14 protein-coding genes are annotated in these 16,018 nt (G+C 42.8%); 13 read left to right on the plus strand and 1 reads right to left on the minus strand.

What is annotated here, in order from left to right; all coding sequences use genetic code 11:
- The first annotated feature begins 122 nt into the window (after positions 1–122).
- The 9 genes from AC1DXF_RS22650 to AC1DXF_RS22690 all read left to right on the plus strand — a co-directional run bounded on the left by AC1DXF_RS22650 (position 123) and on the right by AC1DXF_RS22690 (position 9,258).
- Entirely contained in the window at positions 123–980 is an 858-nt protein-coding gene (locus tag AC1DXF_RS22650; protein WP_477450977.1) for an SPFH domain-containing protein, read from the plus strand.
- Positions 981–984: 4 nt separating this feature from the next.
- A complete protein-coding gene (locus tag AC1DXF_RS22655; protein ID WP_477450978.1) occupies positions 985–1,524 on the plus strand; it encodes a hypothetical protein in 540 nt (179 codons plus the stop codon).
- 1 nt (position 1,525) lies between these two features.
- Positions 1,526–1,684 (plus strand): type II toxin-antitoxin system antitoxin, encoded by a 159-nt coding sequence (locus AC1DXF_RS22660; protein ID WP_477450979.1) that lies wholly within the window; start codon positions 1,526–1,528, stop codon positions 1,682–1,684.
- Positions 1,685–1,841: 157 nt separating this feature from the next.
- Positions 1,842–3,020 (plus strand): acetyl-CoA C-acyltransferase, encoded by a 1,179-nt coding sequence (locus AC1DXF_RS22665; protein ID WP_477450980.1) that lies wholly within the window; start codon positions 1,842–1,844, stop codon positions 3,018–3,020.
- A 369-nt stretch (positions 3,021–3,389) separates the two neighbouring features.
- Complete coding sequence (locus AC1DXF_RS22670; RefSeq protein ID WP_477450981.1) at positions 3,390–4,316, plus strand: hypothetical protein; 927 nt, start codon at positions 3,390–3,392, stop codon at positions 4,314–4,316.
- Between the two features lie 129 nt (positions 4,317–4,445).
- Positions 4,446–5,942, plus strand: coding sequence for a POT-type proton-dependent oligopeptide transporter (locus AC1DXF_RS22675; RefSeq protein ID WP_477450982.1), 1,497 nt, complete (start codon positions 4,446–4,448; stop codon positions 5,940–5,942).
- Between the two features lie 48 nt (positions 5,943–5,990).
- A complete protein-coding gene (locus AC1DXF_RS22680) occupies positions 5,991–6,722 on the plus strand; it encodes a polyprenol monophosphomannose synthase (RefSeq protein ID WP_477450983.1) in 732 nt (243 codons plus the stop codon).
- Between the two features lie 266 nt (positions 6,723–6,988).
- Entirely contained in the window at positions 6,989–8,011 is a 1,023-nt protein-coding gene (ruvB, locus tag AC1DXF_RS22685; RefSeq protein ID WP_147052417.1) for a Holliday junction branch migration DNA helicase RuvB, read from the plus strand.
- Positions 8,012–8,031: 20 nt separating this feature from the next.
- A complete protein-coding gene (locus AC1DXF_RS22690; protein WP_477450984.1) occupies positions 8,032–9,258 on the plus strand; it encodes a Gfo/Idh/MocA family protein in 1,227 nt (408 codons plus the stop codon).
- A 475-nt stretch (positions 9,259–9,733) separates the two neighbouring features.
- Here AC1DXF_RS22690 and ispE read toward each other — a convergent pair whose 3' ends face one another.
- Positions 9,734–10,534, minus strand: coding sequence for a 4-(cytidine 5'-diphospho)-2-C-methyl-D-erythritol kinase (gene ispE / locus AC1DXF_RS22695; RefSeq protein ID WP_477450985.1), 801 nt, complete (start codon positions 10,532–10,534; stop codon positions 9,734–9,736).
- Between the two features lie 450 nt (positions 10,535–10,984).
- Between ispE and AC1DXF_RS22700 the strand changes: the two genes are divergently transcribed.
- The 4 genes from AC1DXF_RS22700 to secDF all read left to right on the plus strand — a co-directional run bounded on the left by AC1DXF_RS22700 (position 10,985) and on the right by secDF (position 15,883).
- Positions 10,985–11,806: a thymidylate synthase gene (locus tag AC1DXF_RS22700; RefSeq protein WP_477450986.1), complete on the plus strand. Its 822-nt coding sequence runs from the start codon at positions 10,985–10,987 to the stop codon at positions 11,804–11,806.
- An 80-nt stretch (positions 11,807–11,886) separates the two neighbouring features.
- Positions 11,887–12,231, plus strand: coding sequence for a four helix bundle protein (locus AC1DXF_RS22705; protein WP_477450987.1), 345 nt, complete (start codon positions 11,887–11,889; stop codon positions 12,229–12,231).
- 66 nt (positions 12,232–12,297) lie between these two features.
- Positions 12,298–12,780 carry a dihydrofolate reductase gene (locus AC1DXF_RS22710; RefSeq protein WP_477450988.1) on the plus strand — a complete coding sequence of 161 codons (483 nt, stop codon included), beginning with the start codon at positions 12,298–12,300 and terminating at the stop codon, positions 12,778–12,780.
- A 115-nt stretch (positions 12,781–12,895) separates the two neighbouring features.
- The gene (gene secDF, locus AC1DXF_RS22715; protein WP_477450989.1) at positions 12,896–15,883 is read left to right on the plus strand and encodes a protein translocase subunit SecDF; all 2,988 of its coding nucleotides are present in this window, start codon (positions 12,896–12,898) and stop codon (positions 15,881–15,883) included.
- Positions 15,884–16,018: the final 135 nt, after the last annotated feature.

Genomic DNA, 16,018 nt, shown 5'->3' on the forward strand with positions numbered 1-16,018 from the left:
GTTTGCTAAATCGATATTTTGTGGTTCATCCACGGACTGTTAATTATTGCCTGATTTTCTTGCTTTTATGATTTTAATTATGATATCTTTGTGATATCATTTTAAAATCAAATTAAATCACCATGAACTCCGAAAAAACCATCAACCCACCCTCGGGTTTTGCTGCATTTATATTGCTGTTGGCAATGTTGGCAGCCGCCGCTGTTTGCTTTTTTATTGGCGAAGAACCTATTGGCGCCATAATAGGCATTATAGGTTTTGCTTTTATACTGCCGGGTTTGGTTATCGTTAACCCCAACGAATCAAAAGTGCTTACCCTTTTTGGTAAATATTTAGGTACCGTTAAAAAAGATGGCTTTTTTTGGGTAAACCCCTTTACCGTAAAAAGAAAAGTATCATTAAGGGCATTTAACCTTAACGGGCAGCAACTAAAAGTAAACGACAGCATTGGCAATCCTATTGAAATTGCTGCCGTAATTGTATGGCAGATAAAAGATACCGCCAGCGCGGTTTTCGCGGTCGAAAATTATATCCAGTACGTAAATATACAAAGTGAGGCTGCTGTAAGGCACCTGGCCAACTCGTTCCCATATGATAACCTGGAGGATGAAACAGCTACCATTACCTTACGTGGCGGGGCCGAGCAGGTGAGCCTTTTGCTGGAAAAAGAATTAAATGAAAGGCTCGACCGCGCCGGTATTGAAGTATTGGAAGCAAGAATCTCGCACCTGGCTTACGCGCCCGAAATTGCGCACTCCATGCTGCAGGTACAACAGGCATCGGCCATTATTGCCGCCCGCAGGCTTATTGTTGAAGGCGCTGTTGGCATGGTAGAGATGGCCTTGAACAAGCTATCAGAAAAAAACATTGTGGAGCTTGACGAAGAAAAGAAGGCAGCCATGGTTAGCAACCTGCTGGTTGTATTATGTGGTGACAGAAGCGTTAATCCCGTGGTAAATACAGGTACCTTATATCATTAATAATATGGACCAGTTTAGAAGCTTTGATCAGTTACGCACCAACCAACTGATCATTATAAAGAATGGCCTTTTCAGGCCATCTTTTGAACTCAGCGATGGGCAATTCAGCTACGGAAAGCTAACCCATGCCAGCATTTGGAAAACCACGACGATACTGGAATCGGCACAAAAAACATGGATCATTAAGCGCAAAGCCATTTTTAGCCGCACTTTATTGATAAAAGACATTAATGAAATAGAATTGGGCGCCATAACCCCCGAGATATTATCCCGTAAGGTAAAATTAAGCATGAACAATGGCTTTGAAGCCATGTATGCATACAAAAAGCTTTTTACCCGCACATTTAGTTTAACAAGCGATCAACATGGCGACATTTTAAGCGTAAAAGCTGCTGTGTGGGGCTTTAAAAGGCCTTTTGAAGTGTCAGTTGACCTGGATAAACTGAAAGCCATACCCGATATGCCATTGCTGGTATTATTGGGAGTTAATTTAATTTTGATAAAACAAGCACAAGCCGCAGCCGCGGCAGGTACAGGGGGTTGATATGGCTGAAAAAAAGGCATTTGTATTACGCATTAACCCTGATGTATTAAAGGAACTGGAAGCCTGGGCTGCCGAAGAATTCAGAAGCACAAACGGACAGATAGAATACCTGATGCAACAGGCACTGCTTGTACGTAAAAAAGGGGCGAAGAAGAAGTAACCAGTTGGCAGTTTTTAGTTTGCAGTTTGCAAGTTGGTTGTTAAAAATTATTGATAAACTAACTGTTCCACAAAACGGTTGCTGCAAACTGCTAACTTAAAACTGCCAACTGTATGCAAAATAACTAAATTTGCCTACCAATTTTAATGAGGGACACATGAGAGAAGTAGTAATAGTAGCCGCCACCCGTACGCCTATAGGTAGTTTTGGGGGTAGCTTAGCCACGTTGAGCGCCACACAGCTTGGCGCACAAGTTATTAAATCGGTAGTTGAAAAAGCCGGTTTAAGCACCAACCAGGTTCAGGAAGTTTATATGGGTAATGTGATGTCGGCCAATTTGGGGCAGGCGCCGGCTACCCAGGCAGCAATATTTGCAGGGCTGCCATATTTGCCTGCTACTACAGTTAATAAAGTTTGCGCTTCGGGTATGAAGGCCATTATGCTGGCCGCGCAAAGCATTGCCCTTGGCCAAAATGATATTGTTATTGCCGGGGGGATGGAGAGTATGAGCAATGTGCCCTATTACCTGGATAAAGCCCGAAACGGCTACCGTTTAGGCAACGGCCAAATTACCGATGGCCTGGTAAAAGATGGCCTTTGGGACGTTTATAATGATTACCACATGGGCTCGGCAGCCGAGCTTTGCGCCGTTGATTGTAACATCAGCCGCGAGGAGCAGGATGCATTTGCCATTGAATCTTATAACCGGGCACAAAAAGCCCAGGCCGAAGGTAAATTCAAAAATGAAATAACCCCTGTTGAGCTGAAAGACAAAAAAGGCGATATTACCCAGTTTGCCGATGACGAAGAGCCTAAAGCCGTCAAGTTTGATAAAATCCCTTCATTAAAACCTGTTTTTAAAAAAGATGGCTCGGTAACGGCCGCCAATGCATCAACCCTAAATGATGGCGCGGCAGCTTTGGTATTAATGAGCCGTGAAAAAGCTGATGAGCTGGGCATTAAACCGCTTGCCCGCATTGTATCTTACGCCGACGCGCAGCAGGCGCCAGAATGGTTTACCACTGCCCCATCAAAGGCTATCCCATTAGCATTACACAAAGCCGGTTTATCATCAAACCAAATCGACTTTTTTGAAATCAACGAAGCATTCTCTGTTGTAGCAATTGCCAATAACCAACTTTTAAAGCTCGATCCTGCAAAAGTTAACGTTAACGGCGGTGCAGTTTCCTTAGGCCACCCGCTGGGCGCCTCGGGCGCACGAATCATTGTGACCTTAATTAACGTATTAAAACAAAACCAGGGTAAATTTGGGGCTGCCGGAATTTGTAACGGCGGCGGCGGCGCCAGCGCAATGGTTATCGAAAATTTACGTTAGTAGGTTTAAATAACAGGTGAAAAAATTTTGCGAAATACTGAAGGGGGAAAGACATTAAAAATAAAAGACTGTCATGCGGAGGAACGAAGCATCTATTCGCCAACTTTTCTAGCGGTCATGCACAGCTGATAGATCCTTCGTACCTGCCATTGACACATTTATAACTAACTGATTATCAATGCAAAAATTTGTCATCTGCAATGCCATTATTTGTGCGCAAATAAAACTTACTCAGGATGACAGTAAATTGGATACGTCATGCTTCGACAAGCTCAGGATTGACAGGCCCCCGCAATTGAACATCTGATACCCACGACATCGAATTTTAGAAATATATAGCTATATTTAGAACAAAATCATATTAACACCGTGATTAAAAAGCTTCTTACATCCATCGTATCTCTCCTGCTTTGTATTCATACCTATGCCCAGCACTCTGACGAGAACGCGCATATTAAACAGTTAAAACTTTACGAGGATACCCTTAAAATACTGGGCAAAACCTTCATTAACGACGAAACCGACCTGGTACGTAAAAGCGCCAACTATAAGTTTATTAAAACGATGGTGAGCGCCTTAAAAACGCCCAATTCGTTCCTGTACCGCTTCGATTCTCTTAAAACCATCAGCATCATCAATTCGCCCGATAACCGGTTCCGGATTTTTACATGGCCTATTATGAACGAGGATGGCAGCTACCGTTTTTACGGCACTATACAAATGAACACCGGTGGCCTTTTAAAAATGTACCCTTTGGAAGATTATACGCCTTTTTTTAAAAACCCCGAAGATTCTGTTGCAAATAACCGCAAATGGCTGGGCGCGCAATATTATAAAATAGTACCTGTTTACGGCGCAAAAACCTATTATATATTGATAGGCTGGAAAGGCAATACCGTAAAATCGACCAAGAAGGTAATTGATGTGCTTTCATTTAATGATGCCGGGGCATTATTTGGCATGCCGGTGTTTGATGGCAATGGCAAAACACGCCACCGTGTTGTATTTGAATATGCCCGCCAGGCCTCCATGCTGCTTAGATATGTACCCGAGCAAAACCTCATTGTGTTTGACCACCTTGCCCCTCCTGACGCAAAGGAAAAAAATAAACCTGAAACCTTCGGGCCCGACCTTACTTATGACGGCTATAAATTGAAAAACGGCCGCTGGGTGTATGTAGAACAATTGGACATGCGAAACGTACCCGACAATGTCAGCAACGCTATCGATCCTCAATATATCGACCCTAAAAAGCAGGCCCTGCGCGATAAAAAGCTTGTTCCAACATCACATTAATTTTAGAATTATAGCCACATTAGCAGCTAATAATCAAAACAATCCACCCTTAGTTTGTAACACATTCGGTATAAAATTCTGATTTAAAAGATTTATACTACTTTAGCAAAACTTTAAGTTGACAAATAAATGCAGGAAAAAACAGTAGCACAATCACGATCAATTGGCAAAATCCCCCGGGCGGTACCTTTCATTATCGGAAATGAATTTGCAGAGCGTTTCAGTTTTTATGGAATGCGGAGCATCCTCGCCGTATTTTTGGTTGACCAATTTTTTAAACATGAATCCACGATAGTTGCTAACGCACATTCCAATAGCATAAACCACATGTTTTCCACATTGGTTTACGCCACTCCCCTGCTGGGCGCTATACTGGCCGATTGGTTTTTTGGCAAATACAGGGTAATATTAATTGGCTCTCTCATATATACATTTGGTCACTTTCTGTTATCAACGTTTGATACCAACCTTACCGGTTTTCAAACGGGCCTAATTATTATCGCTTTTTCGGCAGGCGCAATTAAATCTTGTGTATCTGCCAACGTGGGCGATCAGTTTGATCACAGCAACCAATCTTTAATGACCACCATCTACAGCTGGTTTTATTTCAGTATCAATGCCGGCTCAATGTTCAGTATGGCGCTTATCCCTGTAATTTACAAACATTGGGGAGCGGCATGGGCGTTTGGCGTACCGGGTATTTTAATGGCCTTGGCAAGCGTAATATTTTTTACAGGCCGTAAAAGCTATGTAAAACTGCCGCCAAAAGGCATTAATAAAGATAATTTTATATCAGTGAGTTTTTATGCGTTGATGTGCAAATTTCGCTCAACAGCGCCCGGAACAGCCTGGGAACAAGCCGAAGCTAAATATGGATACGAGAAAGTGGATGGCATCAAAGCTGTTTGGCGTATCATGGCTGTATTTGCTTTTATTCCCGTTTTTTGGTCGTTATGGGATATGAATAGCGCCGAGTGGGTACTACAATCAAAAGAGCTCAACTTGAGTTTAGGTATAAGAAACTGGAAAATTCTGCCATCGCAGATACAAACGGTAAATGCTTTTTTCCTGTTGGCGATGATTCCTCTTTTCAATTTCTTTTTGTATCCCCTGGCAACTAAACTGGGATTAAAGCTAACCCCGCTTCGTAAAATAGGCTTTGGTTTGTTGGTTACTGCCGGCAGCTTTTTGATTATTGCTTTATTACAGGAAAAGGTTGATAAGGGTTTACATCCTTCGGTTTGGTGGCAAATATTTGCTTATGCAGTATTATCGGCAGGCGAGGTATTGGTTTCATTAGTAGGACTAGAGTACGCGTACACGCAATCGCCAGTGTCTATGAAAAGTACCATGACGGCTATCTGGTATTTTACGTATTCGGTAGGTTCGTTTTTTAACACCATCGTAAATAACAGTATTGCAAATCATGGTTATTTTGCCCGTTTCACAGGCGCCTCCTTCTTTTGGCTTTTCACAGGTATTTGCCTCGTATTTTTTGTGGTGTTTCTTTTTGTAAGCCCAAGATTGAAGGAAAAAGCTTACCTGGTAGATGAGGTGTTGGCTAAAGGACTGGATATTCACGACGATAAAGTAACCCCAATTCATCCCGATAACCCGATTGTATAATAAAATTCGTTGTTTTGTGTTTTATTCATTCAACATCAGAATTAGTTTGTGCCAGACAGCATAGTTATTATACCCACCTATAACGAGAAGGAAAATATTGAGCGGATGATCCGCAAAGTATTTTCCCTCCCGCATGATTTTCATTTGCTCATCATTGACGACGGATCGCCGGATGGCACCAGCGTCATTGTAAAAAATTTAATGAATGTATACCCCGAACAGCTTTTTTTAGTGGAGCGGGCGGGAAAACAGGGTTTAGGCACTGCCTACATTCATGGTTTTAAATGGGCTATTGAGCGCCATTACGACTATATTTTTGAAATGGATGCCGATTTCTCGCACAATCCGGACGACTTGCTAAAGTTGCGGCAAGCCTGTATTGATGGTGCCGACGCAGCCATCGGATCACGCTATAGCACCGGCGTAAATGTGGTAAACTGGCCCATGAGCCGCGTACTGATGAGTTACTTTGCATCGGTATACGTGCGTTTTATTACCGGCATAGATGTCCATGACTCCACAGCCGGATTCATGTGTTATCGCCGGAAAGTGTTGGAAACCATTCAGCTTGATAAGATAAAATTTGTGGGCTACGCTTTCCAGATTGAAATGAAATACACTACCGTTAAACACGGTTTTAAACTGGTAGAAGTACCAATTATATTCATCAACCGCATCCTCGGTACGTCCAAAATGTCTGGCGGGATATTCAAGGAAGCTTTTTTTGGTGTAATTCAAATGAAAATTAACAGTATTTTCAGGAAATACCCGGAAGGATGATCTAGAGGTGAAAGGTGAAAGGTGAAAGGTGAAAGGTGAAAGGTGAAAGGTGAAAGGTGAAAGGTGAAAGGTGAAAGGTGAAAGGTGAAAGGTGATCAACCAAGGCAAAACCTATGCTTCGTTTTTAAGTTTTAGCCTATTAAATGGAGCTGCCCGCCTGTGACCTTTTATCTTTCGGCTGTAAAACAAACCTTTGACCTTTCGCCTTTAGCCTTTCACCTAAAAATTCTTTCGCTTTCAGCTAAAAAAAACTAATTTCGTTGGTAATGAACGAGCATCTTGATCCGGCACCGGAACGCCTTAGTAATACTGAACGTGATATCGAAAAGGTTTTGCGTCCGCAGCAATTTGAGGATTTTACCGGTCAGCATAAAATATTAGCCAACTTAAAAATATTTGTACAGGCAGCCCGCCAGCGCGGCGAAGCGCTTGACCACGTATTGCTGCACGGCCCTCCGGGCTTGGGCAAAACCACGCTTTCGCACATCATCGCCAACGAAATGAGTGTAGGCATCAAGATAACATCGGGACCCGTACTGGATAAACCCGGCGACCTTGCCGGCCTGCTCACCAACCTGGAAACAGGCGACATTTTATTTATTGACGAGATACACCGTTTAAGCCCCCTGGTTGAAGAGTATTTATACTCGGCAATGGAGGACTTTAAAATAGACATTATGCTGGAGAGCGGCCCCAACGCCCGCTCGGTTCAAATCTCGCTCAACCCATTCACCCTGGTGGGGGCTACCACCCGCTCGGGCCTGCTTACCGCGCCTTTAAGGGCCCGGTTTGGTATTAATGCCAGGCTTGAGTATTACGACGCCAAGCTGCTTACCACCATTGTACTGCGGTCGTCATCTATACTTAAAACCCCTATTACCGATGAAGGCGCCTATGAAATTGCCCGCCGCAGCCGTGGTACGCCTCGTATAGCCAATGCCCTGCTGCGCCGCACACGCGATTTTGCGCAGATAAAAGGTGACGGTAATATTGATACTGCCATTGCCAAATATGCCCTTAACGCCCTTAATGTTGATGAGCACGGCCTGGATGAGATGGACAACAAGATACTGAGCACGATTATTGATAAATTCAAAGGCGGCCCCGTTGGCTTAAAAACCATCGCGACGGCAGTTGGCGAAGATGAAGGCACCATTGAAGAAGTTTATGAACCATTTTTAATACAGGAAGGCTTTTTAATGCGCACTGCCCGCGGCCGTGAGTGCACCGAAAGCGCTTACAAGCACCTGGGTAAAATAAAGCTTGGGGGCAATCCATCCTTATTTTAATAATTTCTACCTGTACTACTATGAAAACATGTTTTAAACTGGGGGTTAAATTATTTTTCGCCCTGATCTTTGTTAGTTGCGCTACGATCAGCATGGCGCAAACAACCGTCCCTACCCCTACTATCCCAATGGTACCCAATAAACCGGAGGCACTACCTGCGGATACTGCAAAAAAGTTATTAAAGGATACCACTTTAATAAAAAAGGACACCGTACCGGTGAAAAAAATAGCCACTGGACCAAAAGTGGGCATAGCCGGCCTAAACCACGACCATATTCACCTGATACTAAACGAATACCGCAACGGCAATGTTAATATTGTTGGCATTGCCGAACCCGATAAAAAGCTATGGACCAAGTATGGCAAAATGTATGGCGTACCCGATTCTTTGTTTTTTGACGACCTGAAAACCATGTGCCTTGCCCGTAAACCGGTAATTGTATTGGGTTACAATGCAGTAGGCAAGCACATTGATGTGGTAGAAACCTGTGCACCGCTGCACATTTCGGTAATGGTTGAAAAACCGTTGGCCGCTACACTTGAGCAGGCCAGGCGCATGGAATTCCTGGCGCTTAAATACTATATTAACCTGCTTACCAATTACGAAACCACCTGGTACCCATCAGTACAAAGCGCATATAATACCGTACGGGCAGATAGTGTAGGCACCATTCGCAAAATGGTATTTCATGACGGTCACCAGGGTCCCCGCGAGATTGGTTGCAGCGAAGATTTTTTAAGCTGGTTAACAGACCCCATACTAAACGGTGCGGGTGCACTGAACGATTTTGGCTGTTATGGCGCCAATATGATGACGTGGCTGATGCAGGGGCAACGGCCAATAGCGGTTACCGCGGTTGCCAGGCATTACAAGCCATCGGTATATCCAAAGGTTGAGGACGATGCCACCATTATTGTTGAATACCCAAATGCCACAGGCATGATAGAAGCATCATGGAACTGGCCATACGGCATCAAAGACATGGAGATATTTGGCGCCAAAGGCTATATCCACACCTTTGATAAGGATAGTGTTGAAGTGAGGTTCAATAACAACGTACGCAGCTTTAAAGCCCCGGCTTTGGCCGCACCGGCCGATGCACCCGTGCCTTATTTTACGGCCGCGCTTAAAAACCCTATCAAATCGCATAACGACCGATCGTCATTAAGATACAACATGATAGTGATGCAGATATTGGATGCAGCCAAAAGATCGATAAAAGAAGGCAGGCGAATAGTACTTTAAAAGGTAGAGTTAAGAGGTTAGAATCAAGAGATAAGACAAAAATGAGTTGATGCCGAATTGTATGATTAACCATTTTGACTTGTTTTACCGGCTGGTTAAATTTACTTCTTCAGAAATAAGGATGGAGTGGTGGCGAACCGGGTAGTTTTAAAGATTAAAGTACCCGGCTTTTCAGACTGTTTTTTTTGAATTTTTGCACAAAAAAATCCATCTTATTTTTGTGTCGATAAATACACTATTTGTGTCAATAAACAGCGCATTTATTGCTGAAAAGTTGTAATTGATTACCTTATTTTTACCTATTTATGCATGAATAAAGGGCAGTTTTGAAATATAAAAGGAAGCGTGTAAATTTGTACTGTTTACCCGCAAATAAAAACGGTTTCTATGCTATTTTCGCCCCAGGTCTTAAGTTCTGAGCCAAAAAAGAAAAAATTAAACTTTAGACTTACGACTTAGTACTGTTGACTTAACGCTACAGATAAAACACTTCGTTGTCCGTTTCTAAAAATCCAAGATCGGTCGCGCGGTCAAATATTCCGAACACTGATGCCCCGCTCCCACTCATGCTGGCATAAATTGCACCGGCCTCATAAAGTGCCGCTTTAACGCCCCGAATCTCGATATGATTTTTAAAAATGGAAGTTTCAAAATCGTTTTTGATATGCTTTTTCCATTCGGTTATGGGTTCGGTGATGAGTTCCAACAGGGAATCTTTAACCGGGGTTGGTTTTATGCCGCTGAAGGCCTCTGAAGTGGAAATATGAATATCGGGCATTACCAGTACAATTTTGTAAGCCGATAAATCAAGTTTTATCGTTTCAAATTCATCTCCCCGCTCAAAAGCGAACACCGGTTTGTTTTCAATAAAGAAAGCACAATCAGCGCCAAGGCGGCGTGCATAGCCGGTCATTTCATCTACCGACAGGCATAGGTTAAACTGCTCATTCATCAGCCTGATAAAAAAAGCCGCATCAGCCGATCCTCCGCCCAGCCCGGCCCCTATCGGAATATTTTTATGCAGATGAATGCTTACCGGCGGTAAATCGAAGTCTTTTTTAAGCATGTGGTAGCCTTTTACACAAAGGTTATCCTCTACCCTGCCCGGAATATCAAGTCCGGATGAAGTAAAACTCAGTTCATCACTCACAACCACTTCCAGCGCATCTTTAATGTTAACAGGATAAAAAATGGTTTCCAGGTTATGGTAACCATCCGGGCGGCGTTCGGTAATATTAAGGCCAATGTTTATTTTTGCGTTGGGAAAAAGGATCATGCGTTTTGGGTGAATGGTTGATTGGGTTGATTAAGTTGATTAAGTTGATTAAGTTGATTAAGTTGATTAAGTTGATTAAGTTGAGAAGACAATTAGCCTCCATCTTGTTTTGTAATTTTCAAAGATTCTTTTACCCCGAAAATTCTAACTTATCAACCACTCAACCTAATCAACTTATTCAATTAACCGCGGCAAAGTTATCATCTTCCAATTGATTAGGAATGATTAACAATCCTGTATTTTTACACATATTTAGGATAGTTAACACAGATTATTTTTCTTTGCGGTTGGTTCATTGGTTTACTGGTTCATTAGTTCATTGGTAGGACGGCGTTTAATTTGCATGTTTAATTTTTAAAATACTGATTTTAAACGCGATACCCTAACTAATGCTAATACAGTAAACCGACTGACAAGACCAATGAACCAGTGAACTAATGAACTAAAAAAATGAAACAGTATCTCGATTTGATGAAGCATGTATTGGAAACCGGCGCGCAAAAGCACGACAGGACAGGTACCGGTACAGTAAGTGTGTTTGGCTACCAGATGCGTTTCAACCTTAAAGATGGTTTCCCGATGGTGACCACCAAAAAGCTGCACCTTAAATCTATCATCCACGAGTTGATATGGTTTTTAAGCGGCGATAGCAATATCCGTTACCTGAAAGAAAATGGCGTACGCATTTGGGACGAATGGGCCGACGCGGATGGCAACCTTGGCCCTGTTTACGGTGTGCAATGGCGCAGTTGGCCTACCCCTGATGGCGGCCATATTGACCAGATTGCCCAGGTAGTTAACCAGATAAAAAACAACCCGGATTCGCGCCGGATGATCGTATCTGCCTGGAACGTAGCCGAAGTAAACCAGATGGCATTGCCGCCATGCCATAGCCTGTTCCAGTTTTACGTGGAGCCCGCTGATAAAGCGAAAGGCGAAACCAAAGGCAAACTATCGTGCCAGTTGTACCAACGCAGCGCCGATATATTTTTAGGGGTGCCTTTCAACATCGCATCATACGCCCTGCTTACCATGATGGTGGCCCAGGTTTGCGATCTGGATTATGGCGATTTTATCCATACCCTTGGCGATGCCCACCTGTATAACAATCACCTGGAACAGGTTAACCTGCAAATGAGCCGGGAACCCCGCCCCTTGCCAACCATGAAGATAAACCCGGACGTGAAAGATATTTTCGGCTTTAAATTTGAAGATTTTACGTTGGAAAATTATGATCCGCATCCGCATATTAAAGGGGTCGTGGCAGTATAATAGTCATTAAGTCATTTGCTGCGCGTCATTAGGTCATTTTTGGATTTTCGTTGTTGAATATAAGTAACCGGATTGAGGATTTGGAGATTTACAATCTGTCGGCAGTGTTTGCACGTGCCATCTGGGATATTGTAATTAAATGGGACTATTTTGCAAAAGATACTGTTGGTAAACAGTTGGTACGCTCTTCTGATTCCATCAGTGCTAACATAGCCGAAGGTTTTGGGAGATTTCATTACAAGGAAAACAAAAACTTCTGCTACTTTAGCAGAGGTTCAATCATTGAAACAAAAACTTGGCTGATTAAATCGCAGGAAAGAAACCTGATAACTCAGGATCAATATCACTCTTTGATTCAACAGTTAGAATCAATTCATCTAAAATTAAACATTTACATAAAATTCATCGGCAATGTCAAAAAGTAAAATGTATTGCGTTTTTCAACACTATTCAATGACTTAATGACCCAATGACTTAATGACATTCAACAAATGACCACATCTATAATCGTCGCTATCGCCAAAAACCGTGCGATAGGCAAAGACAATAAATTACTTTGGTACCTGCCTAACGATTTAAAGCATTTTAAAGATGTTACAACCGGGCATACGGTTATCATGGGCCGCAAAACATTCGATTCGGTAGGCAAACCATTGCCAAGGCGCAGGAATATTGTAGTTACCCGCCAGGATATCAGCATTGAAGGGTGCGAAGTTGTAAAATCAATTGAAGCGGCATTAGCGCTTTGTGCCGGTGAAGATGAAGTATTTATTGTGGGTGGTGCCGAAATTTACAGGCAAGCCATCCCGTTAACAGACCGCATATATCTCACCATAATTGATCAGGAATTTGAAGGTGATACCTTTTTCCCTGAGTTAAACACCGGGGACTGGCAGGAAACGCAAAGGGAAAATTTTGAGCCCGATGACAAAAACAAGTATAGCTATTCGTTTATTACACTGGAACGTCGCTAACATTTTTTGTCATCAATTTGTTTTAATTTAAAATTTTCTGCTTGCGAAATTTTATTAGATTTGCCGTCTTATTAAAAATAGCTTATAAACTAATTAATTACATATTACAAATTCGATGCAAGGTAAAGGGGTTATTAAATTTTTCGCCGTTCTGCTGGCAGTTGTGTGTATCTACCAGCTGTCTTTTACATGGGTGGCCCAAAAAGTTGAGAGTGATGCCAAGGCATACGCAAAGGGAAATGCTGAAAAAGAGAAGGCTTACCTGGATTCAATGTCAACACAACCGGTATATCCGATCTTCAAACACACTTACGCTTTTGTACTGCAAAGGGAACTTGCATTAGGTTTGGACCTTAAAGGTGGAATGAACGTTACGATGCAGATACAGCTTGATGAGCTGGTACGCAAAATTGCGAACAACAACCCCGATGCAACATTCAACCAGGCTTTGGCAAACGCCGATAAACTGCAGGCTGACGCTAAAACCAGCCAGAAAGATTATATCGCGCTGTTTGTAAGCGAGTATGAGAAATTGAACCCGGATGGCAAGCTGGCCGCTATCTTTTCAACAAAAGATAACCAGGACCACTTAAAATTCAACGCCACCAACAGCGAAGTTGAATCTTATTTGAAAGATTTGGCCAATACTGCTGTAAAACAATCATTCACGGTTTTAAATACCCGTATCAACCAGTTTGGTGTAACCCAGCCTAACATCCAGTTAGAGGCAAGTTCAAACCGCATCCTGATTGAGCTGCCTGGTGTTAAAGAACCAGACCGTGTTCGTAAACTGTTGTCAGGAACGGCAAAGCTGGAGTTTTATCAAACATTTGATAATAGCGAAGCTTACCAAACCATTATAGCCGTTGATAACCTGTTTGGTGCAAAAAACAAAACGGCCGCTAAAACCGATACCACCAAAACAACTGCAACCGCGGCTGCTAAAACAGATACCGCTAAAAAAGCAGGCTCGTTGCTAAGCAAGGTTCAAAAAAGCGCTGAAAAAGACACTTCGGCAAGCGCTTTAGCCGGCAAATCGCAATTGGCTGCGCAACATCCATTATTGTCTGTAATGTCGTTAAACTTATATCCAGGTCAAAACGGTCAGCAGCAATTAGGAACCGGTCCTGTTGTTGGTTATGCTTTGTTAAAAGATACCGCCAAGGTTAATAGCTACCTGCATAGCAAACTTGCGCAATCGGCAATACCACGCAATATGAAATTCCTTTGGGATGTAAAACCCATGAAGGATGCCAAACAAAAAGCATTTTCTTTATACGCCATTAAATTAAGCGGCGCCGAAAACGGCCCGGTACTTTCTGGCGATGTAATTACCGACGCAAGAAACGATGTTAACCAAAAAGGCAGCCCCGAAGTTGTGATGATCATGAACTCGGAAGGTGCCCAAAAATGGCGCACCGTTACTGCCGAGGCTGCTGCTGCAACCAACAAAAGAGCAATAGCTATCGTTTTAGACGATAACGTATACTCGGCCCCTAACGTTCAAAATGAAATTTCGGGTGGTGTATCATCCATTGAAGGAAGCTTTACGCAGGAAGATACAAGGGATTTGGCCAACGTGTTAAAAGCCGGTCGTTTACCTGCTCCTGCACACATCGTATCTGAAGATGTTGTAGGTCCGTCGTTAGGTAAACAAGCTATCAGCGCCAGTTTGCTATCATGCGTACTGGGTTTGGTAGTAGTACTTGTTTTCATGATTGCGTACTATAACCGTGCAGGTACTGTCGCGGTGGTTGCGGTTATCATCAACATATTTTTCCTGATGGGTGTACTTACCAGCTTAGGTGCGGTGCTTACCGTGCCGGGTGTTGCAGGTATCGTACTTACTTTAGGTATAGCGGTAGATGCCAACGTGTTGGTATACGAGCGCGTACGTGAAGAGCTTGCTTTAGGCAAATCATTGAAAATAGCGGTTGCCGATGGTTTCAAACACGCGCTGCCATCTATCCTCGATTCGCAAATCAGTACCTTCCTTACCGGTTTAATCCTGTTCATCTTCGGTTCGGGCCCTATCCAGGGTTTTGCAACTACATTGATGATCGGTATTATCACTTCATTATTCTGTTCGCTGTTAATCTCAAGGGTTATATTTGAGTGGATGCTTGATAAAGGCTGGGATATTAAATTCAGCAACCCATGGAGTTCACATACCTTTAAAAATGCAAACTACGCGTTTGTTAAAAGCCGCTTTAAGTTTTACATTTTCTCTGGCTTGTTTATCGCCGCGGGTATCATTTCAATATTTGTACGGGGCTTTAGCTACGGTGTCGATTTTGAAGGCGGCCGTAACTTTACTATTATATTCCCTAATAAAAACATAACAACTGAGCAAATACACAGCGTTGTAGACCCATCTTTGTTAGGTCGTGGTACCGAGGTTAAAACTTTGGGTGCCGATAAGATCAGTATCACTACAAATTATCTTATCCAGCAAAATACCCCTGCAGTTGATGTACAGGTTAGAAAAACTTTAATTGAAGCGCTGGCTGCCAAACCAGAAACTAAAATAAGCGATAGCGACATCCAGGGTCAATCGAAAGTGAGCGCTACCATTGCCGAAGAATTGAAAACATCGGCTGTTTACACGGTATTGATCGCCATATTTGTGATCTCGGCATACATCTTTATCCGTTTCCGCAAATGGCAGTTTAGTTTGGGTGCGATGGTTGCAACCGCGCATGATGCCTTGCTGGTGTTATCGTTCTTCTCGTTGTTCAACGGAATATTACCATTCTCGCTTGATATCGACCAGGCGTTCATCGCCGCTATCCTCACGGTTATCGGCTACTCTATTAACGATACCGTGGTGGTGTTCGATAGGATCCGCGAGTTCCTTGACCATAAATCAAAAGATGAACAAACGGAAGATGTTATTAACCGCGCTATCAACAGTACATTAAGCCGTACCATTATTACTGCATTAACGGTAATATTCGTACTGATTGTATTGTTCATATTTGGTGGCGATGTTATCAAAGGCTTCTCGTTCGCATTATTAATCGGGGTTATTTTCGGTACATACTCGTCTATCTGCGTGGCAACACCGGTGATAGTTGACTTTGGAAAAAAAGACCTGAAATAAAATAATCTGAAATTATTCAAAAGGCTCCAAAGAAATTTGGGGCCTTTTTTTTAGCCCAACCCCGACCCAAAAAGGCCGACGGATGGGGTTGCAGATTGGCTATAATGAGGTATAATTGCATCATAAAACAATAAC

This window comes from Mucilaginibacter sp. P2_A5, assembly GCF_056404995.1.